This is a genomic window from Mycolicibacterium litorale, from assembly GCF_010731695.1.
Lineage (GTDB): Bacteria > Actinomycetota > Actinomycetes > Mycobacteriales > Mycobacteriaceae > Mycobacterium > Mycobacterium litorale.
Window position 1 is genome coordinate 2,257,793 of the sequence record NZ_AP022586.1, and the last position, 17,400, is coordinate 2,275,192.

The 17,400-nt window shown below is 68.2% G+C and carries 21 protein-coding genes; 4 read left to right on the plus strand and 17 right to left on the minus strand.

Going from position 1 to position 17,400, the window contains the following annotated elements:
• Positions 1–38 precede the first annotated feature (38 nt).
• Together G6N30_RS10610 and G6N30_RS10615 are read right to left on the minus strand one after the other, a co-directional pair.
• On the minus strand, positions 39–527 hold the full coding sequence (locus G6N30_RS10610; RefSeq protein ID WP_134052567.1) for a dihydrofolate reductase: 489 nt from the start codon (positions 525–527) through the stop codon (positions 39–41).
• Entirely contained in the window at positions 524–1,330 is an 807-nt protein-coding gene (locus tag G6N30_RS10615; RefSeq protein ID WP_179965620.1) for a thymidylate synthase, read from the minus strand. The genes G6N30_RS10610 and G6N30_RS10615 overlap by 4 nt, the downstream gene beginning before the upstream one ends.
• A gap of 48 nt (positions 1,331–1,378) precedes the next feature.
• Here G6N30_RS10615 and G6N30_RS10620 point away from each other — a divergent pair, with 48 nt between their 5' ends.
• A complete protein-coding gene (locus tag G6N30_RS10620) occupies positions 1,379–2,119 on the plus strand; it encodes a dienelactone hydrolase family protein (protein WP_134052572.1) in 741 nt (246 codons plus the stop codon).
• Here the strand turns inward: G6N30_RS10620 and G6N30_RS10625 are convergent.
• The 5 genes from G6N30_RS10625 to dapB form a co-directional block, all read right to left on the minus strand.
• Complete coding sequence (locus tag G6N30_RS10625) at positions 2,116–2,568, minus strand: hypothetical protein (RefSeq protein WP_134052574.1); 453 nt, start codon at positions 2,566–2,568, stop codon at positions 2,116–2,118. The genes G6N30_RS10620 and G6N30_RS10625 overlap by 4 nt on opposite strands.
• Before the next feature lie 27 nt (positions 2,569–2,595).
• Positions 2,596–3,051: a flavodoxin family protein gene (locus G6N30_RS10630; RefSeq protein WP_134052576.1), complete on the minus strand. Its 456-nt coding sequence runs from the start codon at positions 3,049–3,051 to the stop codon at positions 2,596–2,598.
• Positions 3,052–3,193: 142 nt separating this feature from the next.
• The gene (locus G6N30_RS10635; RefSeq protein ID WP_234880096.1) at positions 3,194–3,622 is read right to left on the minus strand and encodes an Ltp family lipoprotein; all 429 of its coding nucleotides are present in this window, start codon (positions 3,620–3,622) and stop codon (positions 3,194–3,196) included.
• Between the two features lie 213 nt (positions 3,623–3,835).
• Complete coding sequence (locus G6N30_RS10640; protein ID WP_134052578.1) at positions 3,836–4,300, minus strand: hypothetical protein; 465 nt, start codon at positions 4,298–4,300, stop codon at positions 3,836–3,838.
• Positions 4,297–5,034, minus strand: a complete 738-nt coding sequence (gene dapB, locus G6N30_RS10645) for a 4-hydroxy-tetrahydrodipicolinate reductase (protein WP_134052579.1) — start codon at positions 5,032–5,034, stop codon at positions 4,297–4,299. Before dapB ends, G6N30_RS10640 begins: the two co-directional genes overlap by 4 nt.
• A gap of 249 nt (positions 5,035–5,283) precedes the next feature.
• On the opposite strand from dapB, the gene G6N30_RS27045 reads away from it, so the two are divergent.
• The gene (locus tag G6N30_RS27045; protein WP_220097769.1) at positions 5,284–5,415 is read left to right on the plus strand and encodes a 13E12 repeat family protein; all 132 of its coding nucleotides are present in this window, start codon (positions 5,284–5,286) and stop codon (positions 5,413–5,415) included.
• A 13-nt stretch (positions 5,416–5,428) separates the two neighbouring features.
• On the opposite strand, the gene G6N30_RS10650 is transcribed toward G6N30_RS27045, so the two are convergent.
• Positions 5,429–5,944, minus strand: a complete 516-nt coding sequence (locus G6N30_RS10650; protein WP_134052581.1) for an HTH-type transcriptional regulator AldR — start codon at positions 5,942–5,944, stop codon at positions 5,429–5,431.
• A 91-nt stretch (positions 5,945–6,035) separates the two neighbouring features.
• Here G6N30_RS10650 and ald point away from each other — a divergent pair, with 91 nt between their 5' ends.
• Entirely contained in the window at positions 6,036–7,163 is a 1,128-nt protein-coding gene (ald, locus tag G6N30_RS10655; RefSeq protein WP_134052583.1) for an alanine dehydrogenase, read from the plus strand.
• On the opposite strand, the gene G6N30_RS10660 is transcribed toward ald, so the two are convergent.
• The 6 genes from G6N30_RS10660 to G6N30_RS10685 all read right to left on the minus strand — a co-directional run bounded on the left by G6N30_RS10660 (position 7,164) and on the right by G6N30_RS10685 (position 13,936).
• Positions 7,164–7,574, minus strand: coding sequence for a YchJ family protein (locus G6N30_RS10660; RefSeq protein ID WP_134052585.1), 411 nt, complete (start codon positions 7,572–7,574; stop codon positions 7,164–7,166).
• Between the two features lie 12 nt (positions 7,575–7,586).
• Positions 7,587–8,480 carry a class A beta-lactamase gene (gene bla, locus G6N30_RS10665; protein ID WP_134052587.1) on the minus strand — a complete coding sequence of 298 codons (894 nt, stop codon included), beginning with the start codon at positions 8,478–8,480 and terminating at the stop codon, positions 7,587–7,589.
• Positions 8,481–8,521: 41 nt separating this feature from the next.
• Positions 8,522–9,799, minus strand: a complete 1,278-nt coding sequence (locus G6N30_RS10670) for a M16 family metallopeptidase (RefSeq protein ID WP_134055141.1) — start codon at positions 9,797–9,799, stop codon at positions 8,522–8,524.
• 67 nt (positions 9,800–9,866) lie between these two features.
• Entirely contained in the window at positions 9,867–12,155 is a 2,289-nt protein-coding gene (locus G6N30_RS10675; RefSeq protein ID WP_134052589.1) for a polyribonucleotide nucleotidyltransferase, read from the minus strand.
• Positions 12,156–12,560: 405 nt separating this feature from the next.
• Complete coding sequence (rpsO, locus tag G6N30_RS10680; protein WP_134055143.1) at positions 12,561–12,830, minus strand: 30S ribosomal protein S15; 270 nt, start codon at positions 12,828–12,830, stop codon at positions 12,561–12,563.
• A gap of 119 nt (positions 12,831–12,949) precedes the next feature.
• The gene (locus tag G6N30_RS10685; RefSeq protein ID WP_134052591.1) at positions 12,950–13,936 is read right to left on the minus strand and encodes a bifunctional riboflavin kinase/FAD synthetase; all 987 of its coding nucleotides are present in this window, start codon (positions 13,934–13,936) and stop codon (positions 12,950–12,952) included.
• A gap of 81 nt (positions 13,937–14,017) precedes the next feature.
• On the opposite strand from G6N30_RS10685, the gene mntR reads away from it, so the two are divergent.
• Entirely contained in the window at positions 14,018–14,719 is a 702-nt protein-coding gene (gene mntR, locus G6N30_RS10690) for a manganese-binding transcriptional regulator MntR (protein ID WP_134052593.1), read from the plus strand.
• A gap of 1 nt (position 14,720) precedes the next feature.
• Here mntR and truB read toward each other — a convergent pair whose 3' ends face one another.
• The 3 genes from truB to G6N30_RS10705 are packed head-to-tail and all read right to left on the minus strand — an operon-like array spanning position 14,721 to position 17,232.
• Positions 14,721–15,560: a tRNA pseudouridine(55) synthase TruB gene (truB, locus tag G6N30_RS10695; protein WP_134055145.1), complete on the minus strand. Its 840-nt coding sequence runs from the start codon at positions 15,558–15,560 to the stop codon at positions 14,721–14,723.
• A gap of 44 nt (positions 15,561–15,604) precedes the next feature.
• The gene (gene pptT, locus G6N30_RS10700) at positions 15,605–16,276 is read right to left on the minus strand and encodes a 4'-phosphopantetheinyl transferase PptT (protein ID WP_134052596.1); all 672 of its coding nucleotides are present in this window, start codon (positions 16,274–16,276) and stop codon (positions 15,605–15,607) included.
• Positions 16,273–17,232: an ACP phosphodiesterase PptH gene (locus G6N30_RS10705; protein WP_134052597.1), complete on the minus strand. Its 960-nt coding sequence runs from the start codon at positions 17,230–17,232 to the stop codon at positions 16,273–16,275. The genes pptT and G6N30_RS10705 overlap by 4 nt, the downstream gene beginning before the upstream one ends.
• Positions 17,233–17,400: the final 168 nt, after the last annotated feature.

Below are 17,400 nucleotides of genomic sequence, written 5' to 3' on the forward strand. Positions count from 1 at the left end.
ACGAACACATGGATCCCGCGCGGCATTCCACTCGGGTGTCAGCGGGTGCGTCGCCGGTAGCTGTGGAACCGGTATCGCAGCCCCGAGGCGCTGGTGAGCCAGTCCCCCGTGGTCCCGGCCCAGGCCTCACCGAGCACCGGGGCGATGGCGTCGGCATCCTGGCGGTGGAGTTCGATCTCGACCTCGGTGACCTCGCACCGAGTCGCACGGGGAAGCGCCTGTGTGTACACCCGTTCACCTCCGATCACCCAGGTGTCGTCGTCGCTCAGCGCGTCGTCGAGGGTGGTGACGACCTCTGCTCCGTCGGCCAGGTAGTCGGCGTTGCGGGTCAGGACGATGTTCTTTCGTCCCGGCAGCGGCCGCACCTTGGCCGGCAGCGACTCCCAGGTCAGCCGGCCCATCACCACCGGATGGCCGAGAGTGAGCTCCTTGAACCGGGCCAGGTCCTCGGGGAGGTGCCACGGGATGCCACCGTCGCGTCCGATCACCCCGGAGGTCGACTGCGCCCAGATGAGTCCGACGCTCATACCGCCACCGGCGCTTTGATGGCCGGATGCGGGTCATAGTTCTTGACGACGATGTCCTCGTAGGTGTAGTCGAAGATCGAATCCCGCGGCGCGAGAACGAGTTCCGGATAGGGCCGCGGGTCGCGGCGGAGCTGTTCGGTGACCTGCTCGACGTGGTTGTCGTAGATGTGGCAGTCGCCGCCGGTCCACACGAACTCGCCGACGCCGAGACCGGCCTGCGCGGCCATCATGTGTGTCAGCAGTGCATAGCTCGCGATGTTGAACGGCACGCCGAGGAACAGGTCCGCACTGCGCTGGTAGAGCTGGCACGACAACCGGCCCTCGGCGACGTAGAACTGGAAGAACGCGTGGCAGGGCGGCAGCGCCATCTGCGGGATCTCCCCCACGTTCCAGGCCGAGACGATGTTGCGCCGCGAATCCGGATCGCGCTTGAGCAGGTCCAGGGCGGCGCTGATCTGGTCGACGTGCCCGCCGGACGGGGTCGGCCAGGACCGCCACTGCACGCCGTAGACGGGGCCGAGGTCACCGGTGTCGTCGGCCCATTCATCCCAGATGCTGACGCCGTGCTCCCGGAGCCAGCGCACGTTGGAGTCTCCGCGCAGGAACCACAGGAGCTCGTAGACCACCGACTTCAGATGGACCTTCTTGGTGGTGATCAGAGGGAAACCGGCGCTCAGGTCGTAGCGCATCTGGTGGCCGAACAGACTGCGGGTGCCGGTCCCGGTGCGGTCCGCCTTGGGAGTGCCGCTCTCGAGCACCAGACGCAACAGGTCTTCGTACGGCGTGGGGATCGGCCCGGAGATCGGCACGTCGGCCAGCTTACTTCCAGATGCCCGAGTACAACGGATGGCATGCCGAGTATCACCGCGACCGTCACCACGCCGGACGGCGAGTGCCCCGTCACCCTTCACACGCCCAACGGGCCGGGTCCGTGGTCCGGTGTGGTGATGTACCCCGACGCCGGCGGCGTGCGTCCCACCTTTCACGAGATGGCCGATCGGTTGGCCGCATTCGGCCACGCCGTGCTGCTGCCCGATGTGTACTACCGCAGCGGCGACTGGCAGCCGTTCGACATGGGCACCGTGTTCAGCGACCCGTCCGAACGGCAACGCCTCTACGGGATGATCGGTTCGGTGACCCCGGAGGCGATGGCCACCGATGCCGCGGCGTTCTTCGACTTCCTCGCGGGGCGGCCGGAGGTCCGCGGCGACCGCTTCGGCGTGTGCGGTTACTGCATGGGCGGGCGTACGTCGGTGATCGTGGCCGGCCTGCTGCCCGACCGCGTCGCCGCGGCCGGCTCGATCCACGGCGGCGGCCTGGTCACCGATGATCCGTCGAGCCCGCACCTGTTGGCCCACAGGATGACCGCGACGGTGTACGTGGCGGGCGCGAAGAACGACCGGTCGTTCACCACCGATCAGGCCGAGACGCTGGACAAGGCGCTCACCGCCGCGGGCGTGCAGCACACCATCGAGAGCTACCCCGCCGAACACGGTTTCGCGGTTCCGGACAACGCTCCCTATGACGAGGAGGCCGCGCAGCGGCACTGGATCGCGCTGCAGGAGTTGTTCGCGAGCACGCTACCCAGCTAGGCATCGCGGGGGCGGCGCGCCCGGCCCAGCGCCCGCAGCACACCCCGCGCCGCGTAGATGCCGGCGACGACGGTCACCAGGATCAGCACGATGAACATCACCAGCCAGTTGGTGCGGCTGTGGCTGACGTTCCACCACACGATCGTGAAGAGCACGGCGCAGACGAACACCACGATGTCGCGCCAGTTGCCCTCGTAGGACGTGGCGGCCATTCGCAGTTCACGACTGCGTTCGGTGGTCGTGATCAGGTCGGCGATGCGCTGGTCGATGCTGCGCTTGAGCCGCTCACGCAGTTCGGTCTGGTCGGCCGGAATTCGCTCGAGCAGATCCATGTCCTTGGCGATCAGGCCGCGGAAGTCGGGACCCCGCAGGTTCCCCGCGGCGATGCCGAGTAGCGCGCCACCGGCGATGGGAGCAGCTCCCAGGGCGATCTCGGCGAAACCCGGCATGTGTTCATCCCTTCAGTCCGTCAACGTTCAGTTCATCAGCGTGGCCGCCAGCGTGCCGCCCAGTTCGTAGGCGCGCTCGCGGACTGCGGCACTCATTGTGCCGGTGACCTCGAGCACGTCGGCCGCCTTCTCCAGGCCCAAACCCGTCGCGAGCTTTTCTACCGCGTTCACCGCGCCCACGGTGTCGTTGTTGCCGTGCACCCACAGCCCGTAGGGGCGGCCGGCGACGTGATCGAGGCTCGGGTAGTAGACGGTGTCGAAGAAGTGCTTGAGCGCACCGGACATGTATCCGAAGTTGGCGGTGGTGCCGAACAGGTAGCCGTCCGCGGCGAGCATGTCCGGCAGGGTGGCCGCCAGCGCCGGCTTGGCGACGACGTCCACGCCTTCGATGTCCGGATCGCGGGCGCCAGACAGCACCGCCTCCAGCAGTTCCCGGGTGGCGGGCGACGGCGTGTGGTGAACGATCAGCAGGGTGGCGCTCACGCCGACTCTTCGAGCTCGACGGCCTTGCGCGTCGCGGCGCGGGCGCGGCTGCGGTCACCGGCGTAGTCGCTCGTCCCCGGCCGATTCGTCACGGAGTCAATTGTGGCCTACGCCCACACCGTCCCCACCACCGTGCGCATTGTCATTGGTACGCGACCGAGACTCCATACGCGGCTTGACTCGCCGTGAACCCCTCGTACTCGAGTTGTTCGACGAGCCCCTGGGGTGAGAAGGCCGAAATGCTGAGGTACTCCTGCGCCTTCTTCACCGCCTGTTCGTTCCAATCGACGGTGATGCTGTCGACCGCGAATGTCGCGTCCGCCGTTGAGAAACCTTCGTACTCCAGTTGGCTGATCAGACCCTCGCGCGAGAAGGCGGAAATGCTGAGGTACTCCTCCGCCTTGCGGACTGCATTCTGTTGGCTCGCCGGCGACATGGGCATGTGCATATCGACGCTGTGTTGCGGTCCGCTCATGGTGGGGCTGAACGCCCGAGGCGCAGCAGACGCGGTCGGAGCCACCCCGATGACAATTGCGCCGAGGGTGGCTGCGACGACGAGTGAACGAGGCATGAGACCTCCTGTGGTTTAGCTGCCTAGTTAATGTCTATCGCTGGGAGATCCGCCATCGTTACGTGCGTAAGGGGCCTTACGGACAGTGAGGCCACCTATGAATTCTGGTTTGCTGTCAGCGGCCTTGCCCGGAGGGTTCGGAAGCCTGCGGCATGCCGGAGGAGTTTGCGGCGGTGAGAGCAGCTAGCCGTTCGCCTAGCCGGCCAGCAGGGATCACGCCGACTCTTCCAGCTCCACGGCCCTGCGCATGGCGGCGCGGGCCCGGCCCCGGTCCCCGGCGTAGTCGTAGGCCCTGGCAAGGCGGTACCAGCGAAGCCAGTTGTCCGGTTCCTCGTTGAGCTCGTCGCGCACGACGTCGAACAGCGCGTCGGCGGCGTCGCGTTCGATGCGGCCGGACGGACGGCGCGGCAGATCGCTCACGTCGAGGTCCATGTTCTGTTCACGCGCCAGCCGCGCCAGCCGCTGATGCGCCAGGCCGGCCTGCACGGTGCTGACCATGACCCACACCCCGATCAACGGCAGCGCGAGGAGAGCGACGCCCAGACCGATGGCGGCCGGCTCGCCGGTTCTGATGAACGCGACTGCAATCCGGCCGAGCAGGAAGAAGTACACGACGAGCGCCACGCACATGAAGGCGATGAGCGCCTGGGTGCGCAGGGCGCGCCGGTCGTCGGTCATGTCAGGTCGAGCAGCGGTTCGATGCCGACGGTCAGGCCGGGCCGCTCGGCGATCTTGCGCACCGCCAGCAGCACGCCGGGGACGAAGGAGGTGCGGTCGATGCTGTCGTGCCGGATGGTCAGCGTCTCGCCCTGGGTGCCGAAGAGCACTTCCTGGTGCGCGACGAGGCCGGCCAATCGCACCGAGTGCACGGGGACGCCGTCGACGTCCGCGCCGCGCGCCCCCTCCAGCCCGGTGCTGGTGGCATCGGGATTGGGCGGCAACTCCTTTCGCGCCTCAGCAATGAGTTTGGCGGTGCGGGCCGCCGTTCCCGACGGCGCATCCGCCTTATGGGGATGATGCAGTTCGATCACTTCGACGGATTCGAAGAACCGCGCCGCCTGCTGGGCGAAGTGCATGGACAGGACGGCGCCGATCGCGAAGTTCGGGGCGATGAGCACGGCCGACTGCGGTTTGTCCGCCAACCACTGCCGCACCTGCGCGATGCGCTCGTCGGTGAAGCCGGTGGTGCCGACGACCGCGTGAATGCCGTTGTCGATCACGAACTTCAGGTTGTCCATCACCACACTGGGGTGGGTGAAGTCGATGACGACCTCGGTACCGGTGTCGACGAGGGTGCTCAACGAGTCGCCGACGTCGACTCCGGTCGTGAACGTGAGATCGTCGGCGGCCTCGACCGCCTGCACCATCGTCGCCCCGACCTTGCCTTTCGCACCCAGCACGCCTACTCGCATGGGCTCACCCTAGTAGCCCCGGCATGTTGCCCCTCCCCTCGCACCGCGAAGCGGCGACTTGTCGGCGGGTCGAACTATCGTTCGAGTCATGGGGCCTGAGGGTGGTGGTCGCCGAGCTGCAGACCGCCGCCATCGACGACCTGACCCATCCGGAGATGGTGGAAGAGCTCCACCGGATCAAGCGGGCGGTGTGGGCGCTGCCCAGTGTGGAACACCGGCTCACCGCGCGGCTGATGGACACCTCACCGCATGAGCTGGGGGCCACCTCACCCACGCCTCACCGACGCCCTCAAAGACACCGTCGAATCCGGCGGGCTCGGGCAGGTCGCCGGCGTGCCCGCCACCATCGTCGCCACCACCACCGTCGACGAACCCGAATAGCTTTGGGCGGCGATCACAGCGGTGACGCGCCTCGCAGATGTTCGAAGATCAGCGATGTCTGCGTCCCCGCCACGTCCGCGTCGGCGTTGAGGTTCTCGACGACGAAGGCGCGGAGATCCTCGGTGTCGCGGGCCGCCACGTGGAGGATGAAATCGTCGGCGCCGGCGAGAAAGTACACGTCCATCACCTGCGGCTTGCTGCGGATGTGCTGGATGAAGCTGCGGATCTTCCCGCGCGCATTGGACTGCAGCGTCACCGAGATCATGGCCTGAAGGGAGAGGCCGATCGCCGCCGGATCGATGTCGGTGTAGAAGCCGCGGATGACACCCAGCTCCTGCAGACGCCGGACCCGCCCGTGACAGGTGGACGGTGCGATGCCGATCGACTCCGCGAGCGCGCTGTTGGAGATGCGGGCGTCGGCGTGCAGGGCCGTCAGGATGCGACGGTCGACGTCGTCGATCTCCGTGAGCCGAACATCCTTCGATGTGCGCGCCGGCTTGAGCGTGCGATTCGCTGATTCTTCACCCATACCAGCACCGTAGCGAATTTCAGCCAAACATATTGTGCTGAACTTGAACTTTCTTCACAATTTTTACAGACAACACTACTCGAGGAGCATCATGCGCGTCGGAATCCCGACCGAGATCAAGAACAACGAATACCGTGTCGCGATCACCCCCGCGGGCGTGGCGGAACTGGCCAACCGCGGCCACGACGTGCTGATCCAGTCCGGCGCCGGCGAAGGGTCGGCCATCTCCGATGCGGACTTCAAGGCGGCGGGTGCTCAGCTGATCACCGGCGCCGACGAGGTGTGGGCGGAGGCCGACCTGCTGCTCAAGGTCAAAGAACCGATCGAAGCCGAGTACTCCCGCATGCGGGAGGGCCAGACGCTGTTCACCTACCTCCACCTGGCGGCGTCGAAGCCGTGCACCGACGCGCTGCTCGCCTCGCGCACCACCTCGATCGCCTACGAGACCGTGCAGACCGCCGGCCCGGACGGATCAGTCGCGCTTCCTCTCTTGGCCCCGATGAGCGAGGTCGCCGGACGGCTCTCCGCCCAGGTCGGCGCCTACCACCTGATGCGCACCCAGGGCGGTCGCGGCGCCCTGATGGGCGGCGTGCCCGGTGTCGCCCCGGCCGAGGTGGTCGTCATCGGCGGCGGGGTGGCCGGATACAACGCCGCCCGCATCGCCAAGGGCATGGGCGCGCACGTCACCGTCTTCGACCTCAACGTCAACACGTTGCGCAAGATCGACAACGAGAACAGCGGCGCGATCGAGACTCGCTACTCCACGACGCTCGAACTCGACGAGGCCGTCAAGAAGGCCGACCTGGTGATCGGCGCGGTGCTGATCCCCGGCGCGAAGGCACCGAAGCTGGTGACCAATTCGACTGTTGCGCATATGAAATCAGGTGCCGTGCTCGTCGACATCGCGATCGACCAGGGCGGCTGCTTCGAGGATTCGCGGCCCACAACGCACGACGACCCGACGTTCACGGTGCACGACACCGTGTTCTACTGCGTGGCCAACATGCCCGGCGCCGTGCCGCGCACGTCCACGTTCGCGCTGACCAACGCCACCATGCCCTACGTGCTCAAGCTGGCCGACAAGGGCTGGCAGGCCGCATGCCAGGCCGACCCGGCACTGGCCAAGGGTCTGTCCACCCACGCCGGCGCACTGCTCAACGAGCAGGTGGCCGCCGACCTCGAGTTGCCCTTCACCGATCCGGCGTCCGTCCTCGCCTGATCAGTCGGCGTCTCCGTCGACATCCCTGTCGACATCCCCGTCGATGTAGAACCAGCGCCGGGCTCGAACGGCGAACCGGGACCGCTCGTGCAGCGTCCCGGTCCGCCGGCCCACGCGATAGGCGGCACGGAACTCCACCTCACCGGCGTCGTCGCCACGCCCACCCGCCACCACGTCGACGATCTCGAGCCCGACCCACTCCATCTCGGTGTCCGGCCTCAGCACCGACGGCCGGGTGCGGGGATGCCATGTGCGCCAGGCGTAGTCCAGATCGCCGACCGCATAGGCGCTGTACCGCGACCGCATCAGCTCCTCGGCCGTCTCGGCCTGCCGATCACCCAGGTGCAGCGGCAGGCAGCACCGCGCGAACGGTTCGCCGGTGCCGCACGGGCACGGATCGGTGGGACGCACGTTTTCGAAGGCCTACGCGCGCAACAGTTCCGGGAACACCGTCGCGGTCACCTCACCGACCAGCGGCCGGTTGTTCTCGGCGTCCGGATCGTCAGCGGCCGACCGCGTCATCACCGCCAGGAGCACCCGCTGCCCCTTCGGTCCGTAGGCGATGCCGACGTCGTTGGTGGTGCCGTAGTCACCACTGCCGGTCTTGTCCGCGGTGGTCCAGCCGACCGGCAGGCCCGCCCGCATGCTCGACGTCTCGTTGGCCCGCATCCAGTCCCCCAGGAGTTGACGCTGCGGCGGTGCGAGCACGTCACCGGCGAGAAAGGCCCGGAACCCGCCGGCGAGCGCCTCGGGAGTGCTGGTGTCCCGCGGATCCCCCGGCACGGCGGAGTTCAACTCGATCTCGAACCGGTCCAGCCGCGAACGCGGATCCCCGATGCTGCGGGCGAACGCGGTGACCGCGGGTGGGCCGCCGATGTTGCCCAGCAGGATGTTTGCCGCGGCGTTGTCGCTGACCTGCAGGATCGCCTGACACAGTTCGGCGATCGTCATGTCACCGCCGACCCGGGGCTCGGTGCGCGGCGAGTTCGGCTTGATGTCGGCCGCGGTGACCGGCAACCGCTGTTCGAGCGACCGCTCGCCCCTGCCGACGAGCTGCAGAACGTGCGCGGCCAGGTACGCCTTGAACGTCGAGCACATGGCGAACGTGTCCTGCGCCCGGTGCGCCACCGTGCGTCCGGTCTCCAGGTTGACCCCGAAGACGCCGATCACGGTGCCGTTGGCCCGTTCCAGCGCCTCGAGGCCGCCCGCGGCGGGTTCCGCCAACGCGGGCCGGCCGGCGTAGGTCGCGAACGCCGCCGCACCGCCCAGCACGGCGGTGGCCGACAACAGTCTTCTGCGGTTCAGGGAATGGGTCATGCCCCGATGTCACCACGGCCGCCGCCTCCGGCGCAACGCCGTTACCGGCCGACGCGCTGTAGCGATTTCGGCAGCGACGATCTCGACCGGTGCGGACCGAGCACCGCCGCCCCGTACGGACGCCTGAGCAACTGGCGCGCAACGGCATTGACCTCGTCGAGGGTGACCGCGCCGATCTGCTCCAGTGTGTGGTCGATACTGCGGTGCTTGCCGTAGTTCAGTTCGCTGCGGCCGATGCGGTGCATCCGGGAACCGGAATCCTCCAGCCCCAGCACCAGACCACCGCGTAACGAGCCCTTGGCGATCCGGCATTCCGACTCGGTGATGCCGTCACGGGCGACGTCCTCCAGCACGGCCGTCGTCACCCGGGCCACCTCGTCGAACCGATCCGGTTGGCATGCCGCGTAGATCGACAGCGCGCCGCTGTCAGAGAACGTGTCGACCGTCGAGTACACCGAGTACGCCAGGCCCCGCGTCTCCCGGATCTCTTGGAAAAGGCGGGAACTCAGCCCACCGCCCAGCGCGGTGTTCAGAACCGCCAACGCCCACCGGTGATCCCAGTGCCGGCCGGGGGTGCGCACACCCATCGACAGATGCGTCTGCTCGGCGTCCCGGTTGATGAGTTGTAGCGTCGGGTTCCCCGGCACGCGACCGGTGCCCTTGCGGGGCGCGACGGCCTCGTGGCCGCGAATCAGCTTCGGGCCGAAGTACTCCCGGGCCAACGCCACGACGTCGTCGTGTTCGACGTTGCCGGCGACCGCCAGCACCATGCGTTCGGGTACGTAGCGCCGGACGTGGAACGAGTGCAGTTGGTTGCGCGTCATCGCCTCGATGGACTCGACGCTGCCGATGACCGGGCGACCGACCGGGTGTGAGCCGAACATCGCGCTCAGGAAGACGTCCCCGAGGGTGTCTTCGGGGTCGTCGTCGCGCATCGCGATCTCTTCGAGCACCACGTCACGTTCGATTTCGACGTCCTCGCCCGCGCACCGCCCGCGCAGCACCACGTCGGCGACGAGGTCGACCGCCAATTCGAGGTCGGTGTCGAGCACGTGTGCGTAGTAGCAGGTGTGCTCTCGGGCGGTGAACGCGTTCAGTTCGCCACCGACGGCGTCCACCGCCTGGGCGATGTCGACAGCGGTGCGGGTGGGCGTCGACTTGAACAGCAGGTGTTCGAGGAAGTGCGCGGCGCCGGCCACGGTGGGGCCCTCGTCACGGGAACCGACGTTGACCCACACCCCGACCGAGGCGGAGCGCACCGAAGGGATCCGTTCGGTGACGACTCGCAGACCTCCCGGCAGCGTGGTGCGGCGCACCATGGACGTCGAAGTGTCGTCCACGGTGGCCGCGTCCGCGCTTGCCGTGCTGCGCCGCAGCGACTGCCGACTAATTGCCGGCCGTGGTCGCATCAGCGGTCGCGGGCGCCTCACCCTTGTCCGAGGACGTGTCCGAGTCGCCTGAACCGTTGGCGGCGGCCTCCTCCTCGGCCACCAGGACCAGCGAGATCTTGCCGCGGTTGTCGATGTCGGCGATCTCGACGCGCAGCTTGTCGCCCACCTTGGCCACGTCCTCGACCTTGGCGATCCGCTTGCCGCGACCCAGCTTCGAGATGTGCACCAGACCGTCACGGCCCGGCAGCAGCGAGACGAAGGCGCCGAAGTCGGTCGTCTTCACCACGGTGCCGAGGAACCGCTCGCCGATCTTGGGCAGCTGCGGGTTCGCGATCGCGTTGATCTTGTCGATCGCGGCCTGCGCCGCCTCGCCGTTGCTGGCGCCGACGAACACGGTGCCGTCGTCCTCGATGGAGATCGACGCGCCGGTCTCCTCGGTGATCGAGTTGATCATCTTGCCCTTGGGTCCGATGACCTCGCCGATCTTGTCGACGGGCACCTTGATCGTGGTGATCCGCGGTGCGTACGGGCTCATCTCGTCCGGCGAGTCGATGGCCTCGGCCATCACCTCGAGGATCGTCAGACGGGCGTCCTTGGCCTGCGACAGCGCGCCGGCCAGCACCTGCGACGGGATGCCGTCGAGCTTGGTGTCGAGCTGCAGGGCGGTGACGAAGTCCTTGGTGCCTGCGCACTTGAAGTCCATGTCGCCGAAGGCATCTTCTGCGCCGAGGATGTCGGTCAGCGTCACGAACCGGCGCTCGGTCTTGCCGTCCACCTCGACGTCGTCGGACACCAGACCCATCGCGATACCGGCGACCGGGGCCTTGAGCGGCACACCGGCGTTCAGCAGCGACAGCGTCGAGGCACACACCGAACCCATCGACGTGGAACCGTTGGAGCTCAACGCCTCCGACACCTGACGGATCGCGTACGGGAACTCCTCGACGCTCGGCAGCACCGGCATCAGGGCCCGCTCGGCCAGTGCGCCGTGGCCGATCTCGCGGCGCTTGGGCGAACCGACGCGGCCGGTCTCACCGGTCGAATACGGCGGGAAGTTGTAGTGGTGCATGTAGCGCTTGCTGGTCTCGGGCCCCAGCGAGTCGATCTGCTGGGCCATCTTCACCATGTCGAGCGTCGTGACACCGAGGATCTGGGTCTCGCCGCGCTCGAACAGCGCGCTGCCGTGTGCCCGCGGCACGATCGCGACCTCGGCCGACAACGCGCGGATGTCGGTGACGCCGCGGCCGTCGATGCGGAAGTGGTCGGTCAGGATGCGTTGGCGCACCAGCTTCTTGGTCAGCGAGCGGAACGCCGCGCCGATCTCCTTCTCGCGGCCGGCGTACTGGTCGGCGAGCCGCTCGAGCACCTCGACCTTGATCTCGTCGGTGCGGTTGTTGCGCTCTTCCTTGCCGGCGATGGTCAGCGCCTCCGACAGCGCCTCGGTGGCCACCGAGGCGACGGCGTAGTAGACGTCCTCGCCGTATTCGGGGAACAGCGGGTAGTCGGCGGTCGGCTTCGCGGCACGCTGCGCCAGCTCCTGCTGGGCGGCGCACAGCGCGGCGATGAACGGCTTGGCGGCCTCCAGGCCCTCGGCGACCACGCTCTCGGTCGGCGCCTGCGCGCCACCGGCGACCAGGTCGACCACATTGTCGGTGGCCTCGGCCTCGACCATCATGATCGCGACGTCACCGTCCTCGAGCGCACGACCGGCGACGACCATGTCGAACACCGCCCGCTCGAGCTGCTCGACGGTCGGGAACGCGACCCAGGTGCCGTCGATCAGCGCGACGCGCACGCCGCCGACCGGACCCGAGAACGGCAGCCCGGCGATCTGGGTGGACGCCGAGGCGGCGTTGATGGCCACCACGTCGTAGAGGTCCTTGGGATCGAGGCTCATCACCGTGACGACGACCTGGATCTCATTACGCAGCCCGGATACGAACGTCGGGCGCAGCGGCCGGTCGATCAGCCGGCAGGTGAGGATCGCGTCGGTGGAGGGACGGCCCTCGCGACGGAAGAACGAGCCGGGGATACGGCCCGCGGCGTACATGCGCTCTTCGACGTCGATCGTCAGCGGGAAGAAGTCGAAGTGGTCCTTGGGGCTCTTGCTGGCCGACGTGGCCGACAGGAGCATGGTCTCGTCGTCGAGGTAGGCGACGACGGCGCCGGCGGCCTGCTGGGCCAGCCGGCCGGTCTCGAAACGGATGGTGCGGGTGCCGAAGCTCCCGTTGTCGATGACGGCAGTCGATTCGTACACACCGTCTTCAATTTCAACTACAGACATTGACGTCCGTACAGCCTCTCTGAATTCATGCAGCTGTTTCGTCGTCACGCCGGAACACTCACAGCGGATGAACCACCGGCCTTGATGCGGCTACGGCCGTCGATCGAAGCGGCCGGGGACCTCGCAGGTCACCGGCAGCCACTACCGAAGACCGCCCGATCAAGCGGGTCCTGGCATGACACACGGGAACGAGACTCGCGGTTGTGCGCGTTTCGCACCCATATTGCGTTCGAGCCGATCGTCGAACACATCCATATTACATGGCGGGGTTCTCCAGCCCGAGCCTCGGACGGCCGTGCCGGCGTCGTGCGTGCCGGCCGCTCGGTTGCGGCCCGTTCCGAAAAGCCGCGGCCGGACCCGCCAACCTGGACGGGCCCGGCCGCGGCCGAGTCGAGCGGATCTGCCTCAGCGGCGCAGACCCAGCCGGTCGATCAGCGAGCGGTAGCGCTCGACGTCGACCTGGGCGATGTACTTCAGCAGCCGGCGGCGACGGCCGACCAGCAGCAGCAGTCCGCGCCGCGAGTGGTGATCGTGCTTGTGCTGCTTGAGGTGCTCGGTGAGGTCCGAGATGCGTTTGGTCAGCATGGCGACCTGCGCCTCGGGAGAGCCGGTGTCGCTCTCATGCAGGCCGTACTGGCCCAGGATTTCTTTTTTCTGCTCGGCGGTAAGCGCCACGAAACTACTCCATTCATCGGTCCGCGGGATATCAAGGATGCCCTTCCGAGAAGGGCGAGTGGCCGCCGCGAACTGCAGCACACGTCGTTGACGCCGAGGAGTCTACCGCGAGTGGGCGCTCAGACAGAATCGCGCAGGATCGCGCGGGCGCGGTCGGTGTCGGCGTTCATCGCGGTGACCAGGTCGTCGATCGAGCCGAACTTCTCCTGCCCCCGGATGCGGCCCACGAAGTCCACGGCGACGTGCTGTCCGTAGAGGTCGGCGGAGGTGTCGAGGACGAACGCCTCGACGGTGCGGGTGCGGCCGGAGAACGTCGGGTTGGTGCCGACCGACACGGCCGCCTGATAGCGCTCGCCGGGCACGACGGTGCCCATCACCGGCCCGTGGCCGAGAACGGTGAACCACGCCGCGTAGACCCCGTCGGCGGGGATCGCCGAGTACATCGGCGGCGCGACGTTGGCCGTCGGGAAGCCGAGGCCCCGGCCCCGCCCGTCGCCGCGGACCACGACGCCCTCCACCCGGTGCGGGCGGCCGAGCGCCTCCGCGGCCGCGACGACGTCACCGGCGTCGACACACGACCTGATGTAGGTCGAGGAGAACGTGACGGTCTCGTCGCGGCCGGGGTCCGCCGCCTCGGAGACCAAAGACAGGCTGTCGACGGCGAATCCGAACCGCTCCCCCGCCTTGCGCAGCAGGTCGACGTTGCCCGCCGCCTTCTTGCCGAACGTGAAGTTCTCGCCCACCACGACATCGACGACGTGCAACCGCTCGACGAGCAGTTCGTGGACGTAGCGCTCGGGAGTCAGCTTCATGAAGTCCGCGGTGAACGGCATCACCAGGAAGACGTCGATGCCCATCTCCTCGACGAGCTCGGCCCGGCGGGTCAGCGTGGTCAGCTGCGCCGGGTGGCTGCCCGGGAACACGACCTCCATGGGGTGCGGGTCGAACGTCATCAGCACCGTCGGCACACCGCGCGAGCGCCCGGCCTTGACGGCGTTGTTGATCAACTCCGCATGTCCACGGTGAACACCGTCGAACACCCCGATGGTGACGACGCATCTTCCCCAGTCCGTGGGGATGTCGTCCTGACCCCGCCAGCGCTGCACGACCGCAAGCCTACGGCGCGCCACGCTCGGTGGCTCCGCTAGATCACCGGATCAGACGTCGATTGCCTAAACTTTGTCACTGTGAGTCCTGACAGCAACTCCCGCGACCTGACGACGGTTGCTCAGGACTACCTCAAGACGATCTGGACCGCGCAGGAGTGGTCGCACGAGAAGGTCAGCACGAAACTGCTGGCCGAGCGGATCGGGGTCTCCGCTTCGACCGCCTCCGAGTCCATCCGCAAGCTCGCCGACCAGGGGCTGGTCAACCACGAGAAGTACGGTGCGGTGACGCTGACCGAGGCCGGGCGCAACGCCGCCCTGCAGATGGTGCGCAGGCACCGGCTGATGGAGACGTTCCTCGTCAACGAGTTGGGCTACAGCTGGGACGAGGTGCACGACGAGGCCGAGGTGCTCGAACACGCGGTGTCGGATCTGATGGTCGACCGCATCGACGCCAAGCTCGGCCACCCCACCCGCGATCCGCACGGCGATCCGATCCCGGCCGCCGACGGCCGGGTGCCGACCCCACCGGCCCGTCAGCTCTCGGAGTGCGAGAACGGCGACGCCGGCACGGTGGCGCGGATCTCCGACGCCGACCCGGAGATGCTCCGCTACTTCGACAGCGTGGGCATCAGCCTCGACTCACGCCTGCGGGTGGTGGCGCGTCGCGATTTCGCGGGCCTGATCTCGGTGGCCATCGAGGGTCCCGAGGGCGCCGAGGGGGCCGCCACGGTGGACCTGGGCAGCCCTGCCGCCGAGGCGATCTGGGTGGTGGCCGGCTAGTTCACAACGTGGCGGGGCGCAGCACCACCACGGATTTCGTGCGCTGCCGTCCGTCTTCGAGCAGTGCGAGCACCGTTCCGTCCGGGGCGGTGGCCGCGTACACGCCGTCGATGCCCGCAGGCTCCAGTGGTCGTCCGTGCCGGGTCGACTCCGCCTCGGGCGCGCTCAGGTCACGACGCGGGAACACCAGCAGACACGCCTCGTCCAGCGAATGACTCAGGCGCGGTTGCTCGGCCAGCGCGTCGAGCGAGTACGCCTCCGCCAGCCCGAACCGCCCGACCCGCGTACGCCGCAGTGCGGTCAGGTGCCCGCCGACGCCGAGTGTCGCGCCGACGTCGCGCGCCAGGGCGCGAATGTAGGTGCCACTGGAGCAGTCCACCGCGACGTCGACGTCGACATAGGCCCCGGCCCGCCGGATCTCGAGCACGTCGAAGCGGTCGATGCGCACGCGGCGAGCGGCCAGTTCGACGGTCTGCCCTTCGCGCGCGAGCTTGTAGGCGCGCTGCCCGCCCACCTTGATGGCGCTCACCGCGGACGGGATCTGGTCGATCTCCCCGCGCAGCGCCGCGACCGCCCGGCCGATCTGTTCGTCGGTGATGCCGTCGGTCGGCGCGGTCTCGACGGTCTCGCCTTCGGCGTCCTCGGTGGTGGTGGTCTGCCCGAGCCGGATCGTCGCGGCGTACGACTTGTCCGTGGCGGTGATCAGTCCGAGCAGTTTGGTGGCACGGTCGATCCCCACGACCAGCACTCCGGTGGCCATCGGGTCCAGGGTGCCCGCGTGCCCGACCTTGCGGGTACCGAAGATGCGCCGGCACCGCCCGACCACGTCATGGCTGGTCATGCCTGCGGGCTTGTCGACGACGACGATCCCCGCGCCGAGTCCGCTCACAGCACGATGGCCGTCAGCGCCAGGCCGTCACGCACCGACCACCGGCCCTCCAGCGTGCTCAGCGGCGGCCCGGATTCGGCGGTCGGATCGATCAGCACCTTCGACACGAACCGCCCGGCCTGCCCCGTGGAGTCGACCTCGAAGCTGATGTGGGCGTCCTCGAACCCCAGCCACCGGTGGGTCAGCGGGAACCACGCCTTGTAGGTGGCCTCCTTGGCGCAGAACAGGATTCGGTCCCAGTGCAGCCCCGCAGGCAATGCCGCGATGGCCGTGCGCTCGGCGGGCAGGCTGATGGCGTCCAGCACACCCTTGGGCAGGACGTCGTGCGGTTCGGCGTCGATCCCGATGGAGCGGGCCTCGCCCCGGCGGGCGACGGCGGCGCCGCGGAAGCCCTCGCAGTGGGTGAGGCTGCCCACCACGCCGTCGGGCCAGCACGGTTCGCCCTTGTCTCCCTTGAGTATCGGCACCGGCGGCAGGCCGAGCTCGCCGAGCGCTTCGCGGGCGCAGTAGCGGACGGTGACGAACTCGTTGCGCCGCTTGGCGACCGAGCGCGCGACCAGAGGTTCCTCCTCGGGCAGCGGTGCGATGCCAGGCGGGTCGTCGTAGCGTTCGGCGGACACGACGCCCTCGCGCAACACCCCGGGCAGCAGTGTCGTGCGCGGGGTCATGCGCGCCTCGCCCTGATCCGCTCCTGCATCTTCTCCGCGTTCTCCCGCATCTCCTGGGTGATCTGGAAGTGGCCGCCGAACTCGTTGAGGTAGCCGGGCGCGTACTGCGGTTCGGGCAGGATCTGTCGCAGCCACCGGTAGGGCTTGCGGCGCCGCCACTCTCGCGGGTAACCCACCGACACCTCTTCGAAGCGCACGTCGTCATACCAGGTGGTGCGCGGGATGTGCAGGTGGCCGTACACCGAGCACACCGCGTTGTAGCGGGTGTGCCAGTCCGCGGTGGCCGTGGTGCCGCACCACAGTGAGAACTCTGGGTAGAACATCGCGTCGCAGGGTTCGCGCACCATCGGGAAGTGGTTCACCTGGATCGTCGGCGTCATCCAGTCGAGGTCTTCGAGGCGTTTGCGGGTGAAGTCCACCCGGTCGCGGCACCACGCGTCGCGCGTGGCGTAGGGCTCGGCGGACAACAGGAATTCGTCGGTGCCGACGACATTGCGCTCACGGGCGATGGCCAGTCCCTCGGCCTTGGACGCCGCGCCCTTGGGCAGGAAGCTGTAGTCGTACAGCAGGAACATCGGCACGATCGTCGCCGGGCCGCCCTCCTCGGTCCACACCGGGAACGGGTGTTCCGGGGTGACGATGCCCATCTCGTCGCACATGGTGACCAGGTAGTCGTAGCGCGACCTGCCGAAGATCTGCATCGGATCCTTGGTGGTGGTCCACAGTTCGTGGTTCCCCGGCACCCAGATGACCTTGGCGAAGCGCTTGCGCAGCAGGTCCAGCGCCCAGCGGATCTCGTCGGTGCGCTCCCCCACGTCCCCGGCCACGATCAGCCAGTCGTCCGGTGTGGACGGGTAGAGCGACTCGGTGACCGGCTTGTTGCCGGTATGACCCGTGTGCAGGTCGCTGATCGCCCACAGCACGGGTCGCCGGTCGCGGGAAGTCTGGGGTGTCACGACCCATCAGCCTACTGATCCGCCGCCGCTCGGCCGTCCGAGCAACTAGAACGTGTTCTCATTTCGGGTTCAACCAGCCCGCGGCGACGGCTACACTCCCCGGAGGGTCGGGCACGACACGCGGCGGCGGGCCGCCGATGATCGACGGCCGCGCCGTCCGGACAACAG

Coding starts and splice junctions, on each gene's coding strand:
- G6N30_RS10610 (WP_134052567.1), bottom strand. CDS start 527: ATGAGCGTCGGACTCATCTGGGCGCAGTCGACCTCCGGGGTGATCGGA.
- G6N30_RS10620 (WP_134052572.1), top strand. CDS start 1,379: ATGCCGAGTATCACCGCGACCGTCACCACGCCGGACGGCGAGTGCCCC.
- G6N30_RS10625 (WP_134052574.1), bottom strand. CDS start 2,568: ATGCCGGGTTTCGCCGAGATCGCCCTGGGAGCTGCTCCCATCGCCGGT.
- G6N30_RS10635 (WP_234880096.1), bottom strand. CDS start 3,622: ATGCCTCGTTCACTCGTCGTCGCAGCCACCCTCGGCGCAATTGTCATC.
- G6N30_RS10640 (WP_134052578.1), bottom strand. CDS start 4,300: ATGACCGACGACCGGCGCGCCCTGCGCACCCAGGCGCTCATCGCCTTC.
- dapB (WP_134052579.1), bottom strand. CDS start 5,034: ATGCGAGTAGGCGTGCTGGGTGCGAAAGGCAAGGTCGGGGCGACGATG.
- G6N30_RS27045 (WP_220097769.1), top strand. CDS start 5,284: ATGAGCTGGGGGCCACCTCACCCACGCCTCACCGACGCCCTCAAAGAC.
- G6N30_RS10650 (WP_134052581.1), bottom strand. CDS start 5,944: ATGGGTGAAGAATCAGCGAATCGCACGCTCAAGCCGGCGCGCACATCG.
- ald (WP_134052583.1), top strand. CDS start 6,036: ATGCGCGTCGGAATCCCGACCGAGATCAAGAACAACGAATACCGTGTC.
- bla (WP_134052587.1), bottom strand. CDS start 8,480: ATGACCCATTCCCTGAACCGCAGAAGACTGTTGTCGGCCACCGCCGTG.
- G6N30_RS10670 (WP_134055141.1), bottom strand. CDS start 9,799: ATGGTGCGCCGCACCACGCTGCCGGGAGGTCTGCGAGTCGTCACCGAA.
- G6N30_RS10675 (WP_134052589.1), bottom strand. CDS start 12,155: ATGTCTGTAGTTGAAATTGAAGACGGTGTGTACGAATCGACTGCCGTC.
- truB (WP_134055145.1), bottom strand. CDS start 15,560: ATGACCAGCCATGACGTGGTCGGGCGGTGCCGGCGCATCTTCGGTACC.
- pptT (WP_134052596.1), bottom strand. CDS start 16,276: ATGACCCCGCGCACGACACTGCTGCCCGGGGTGTTGCGCGAGGGCGTC.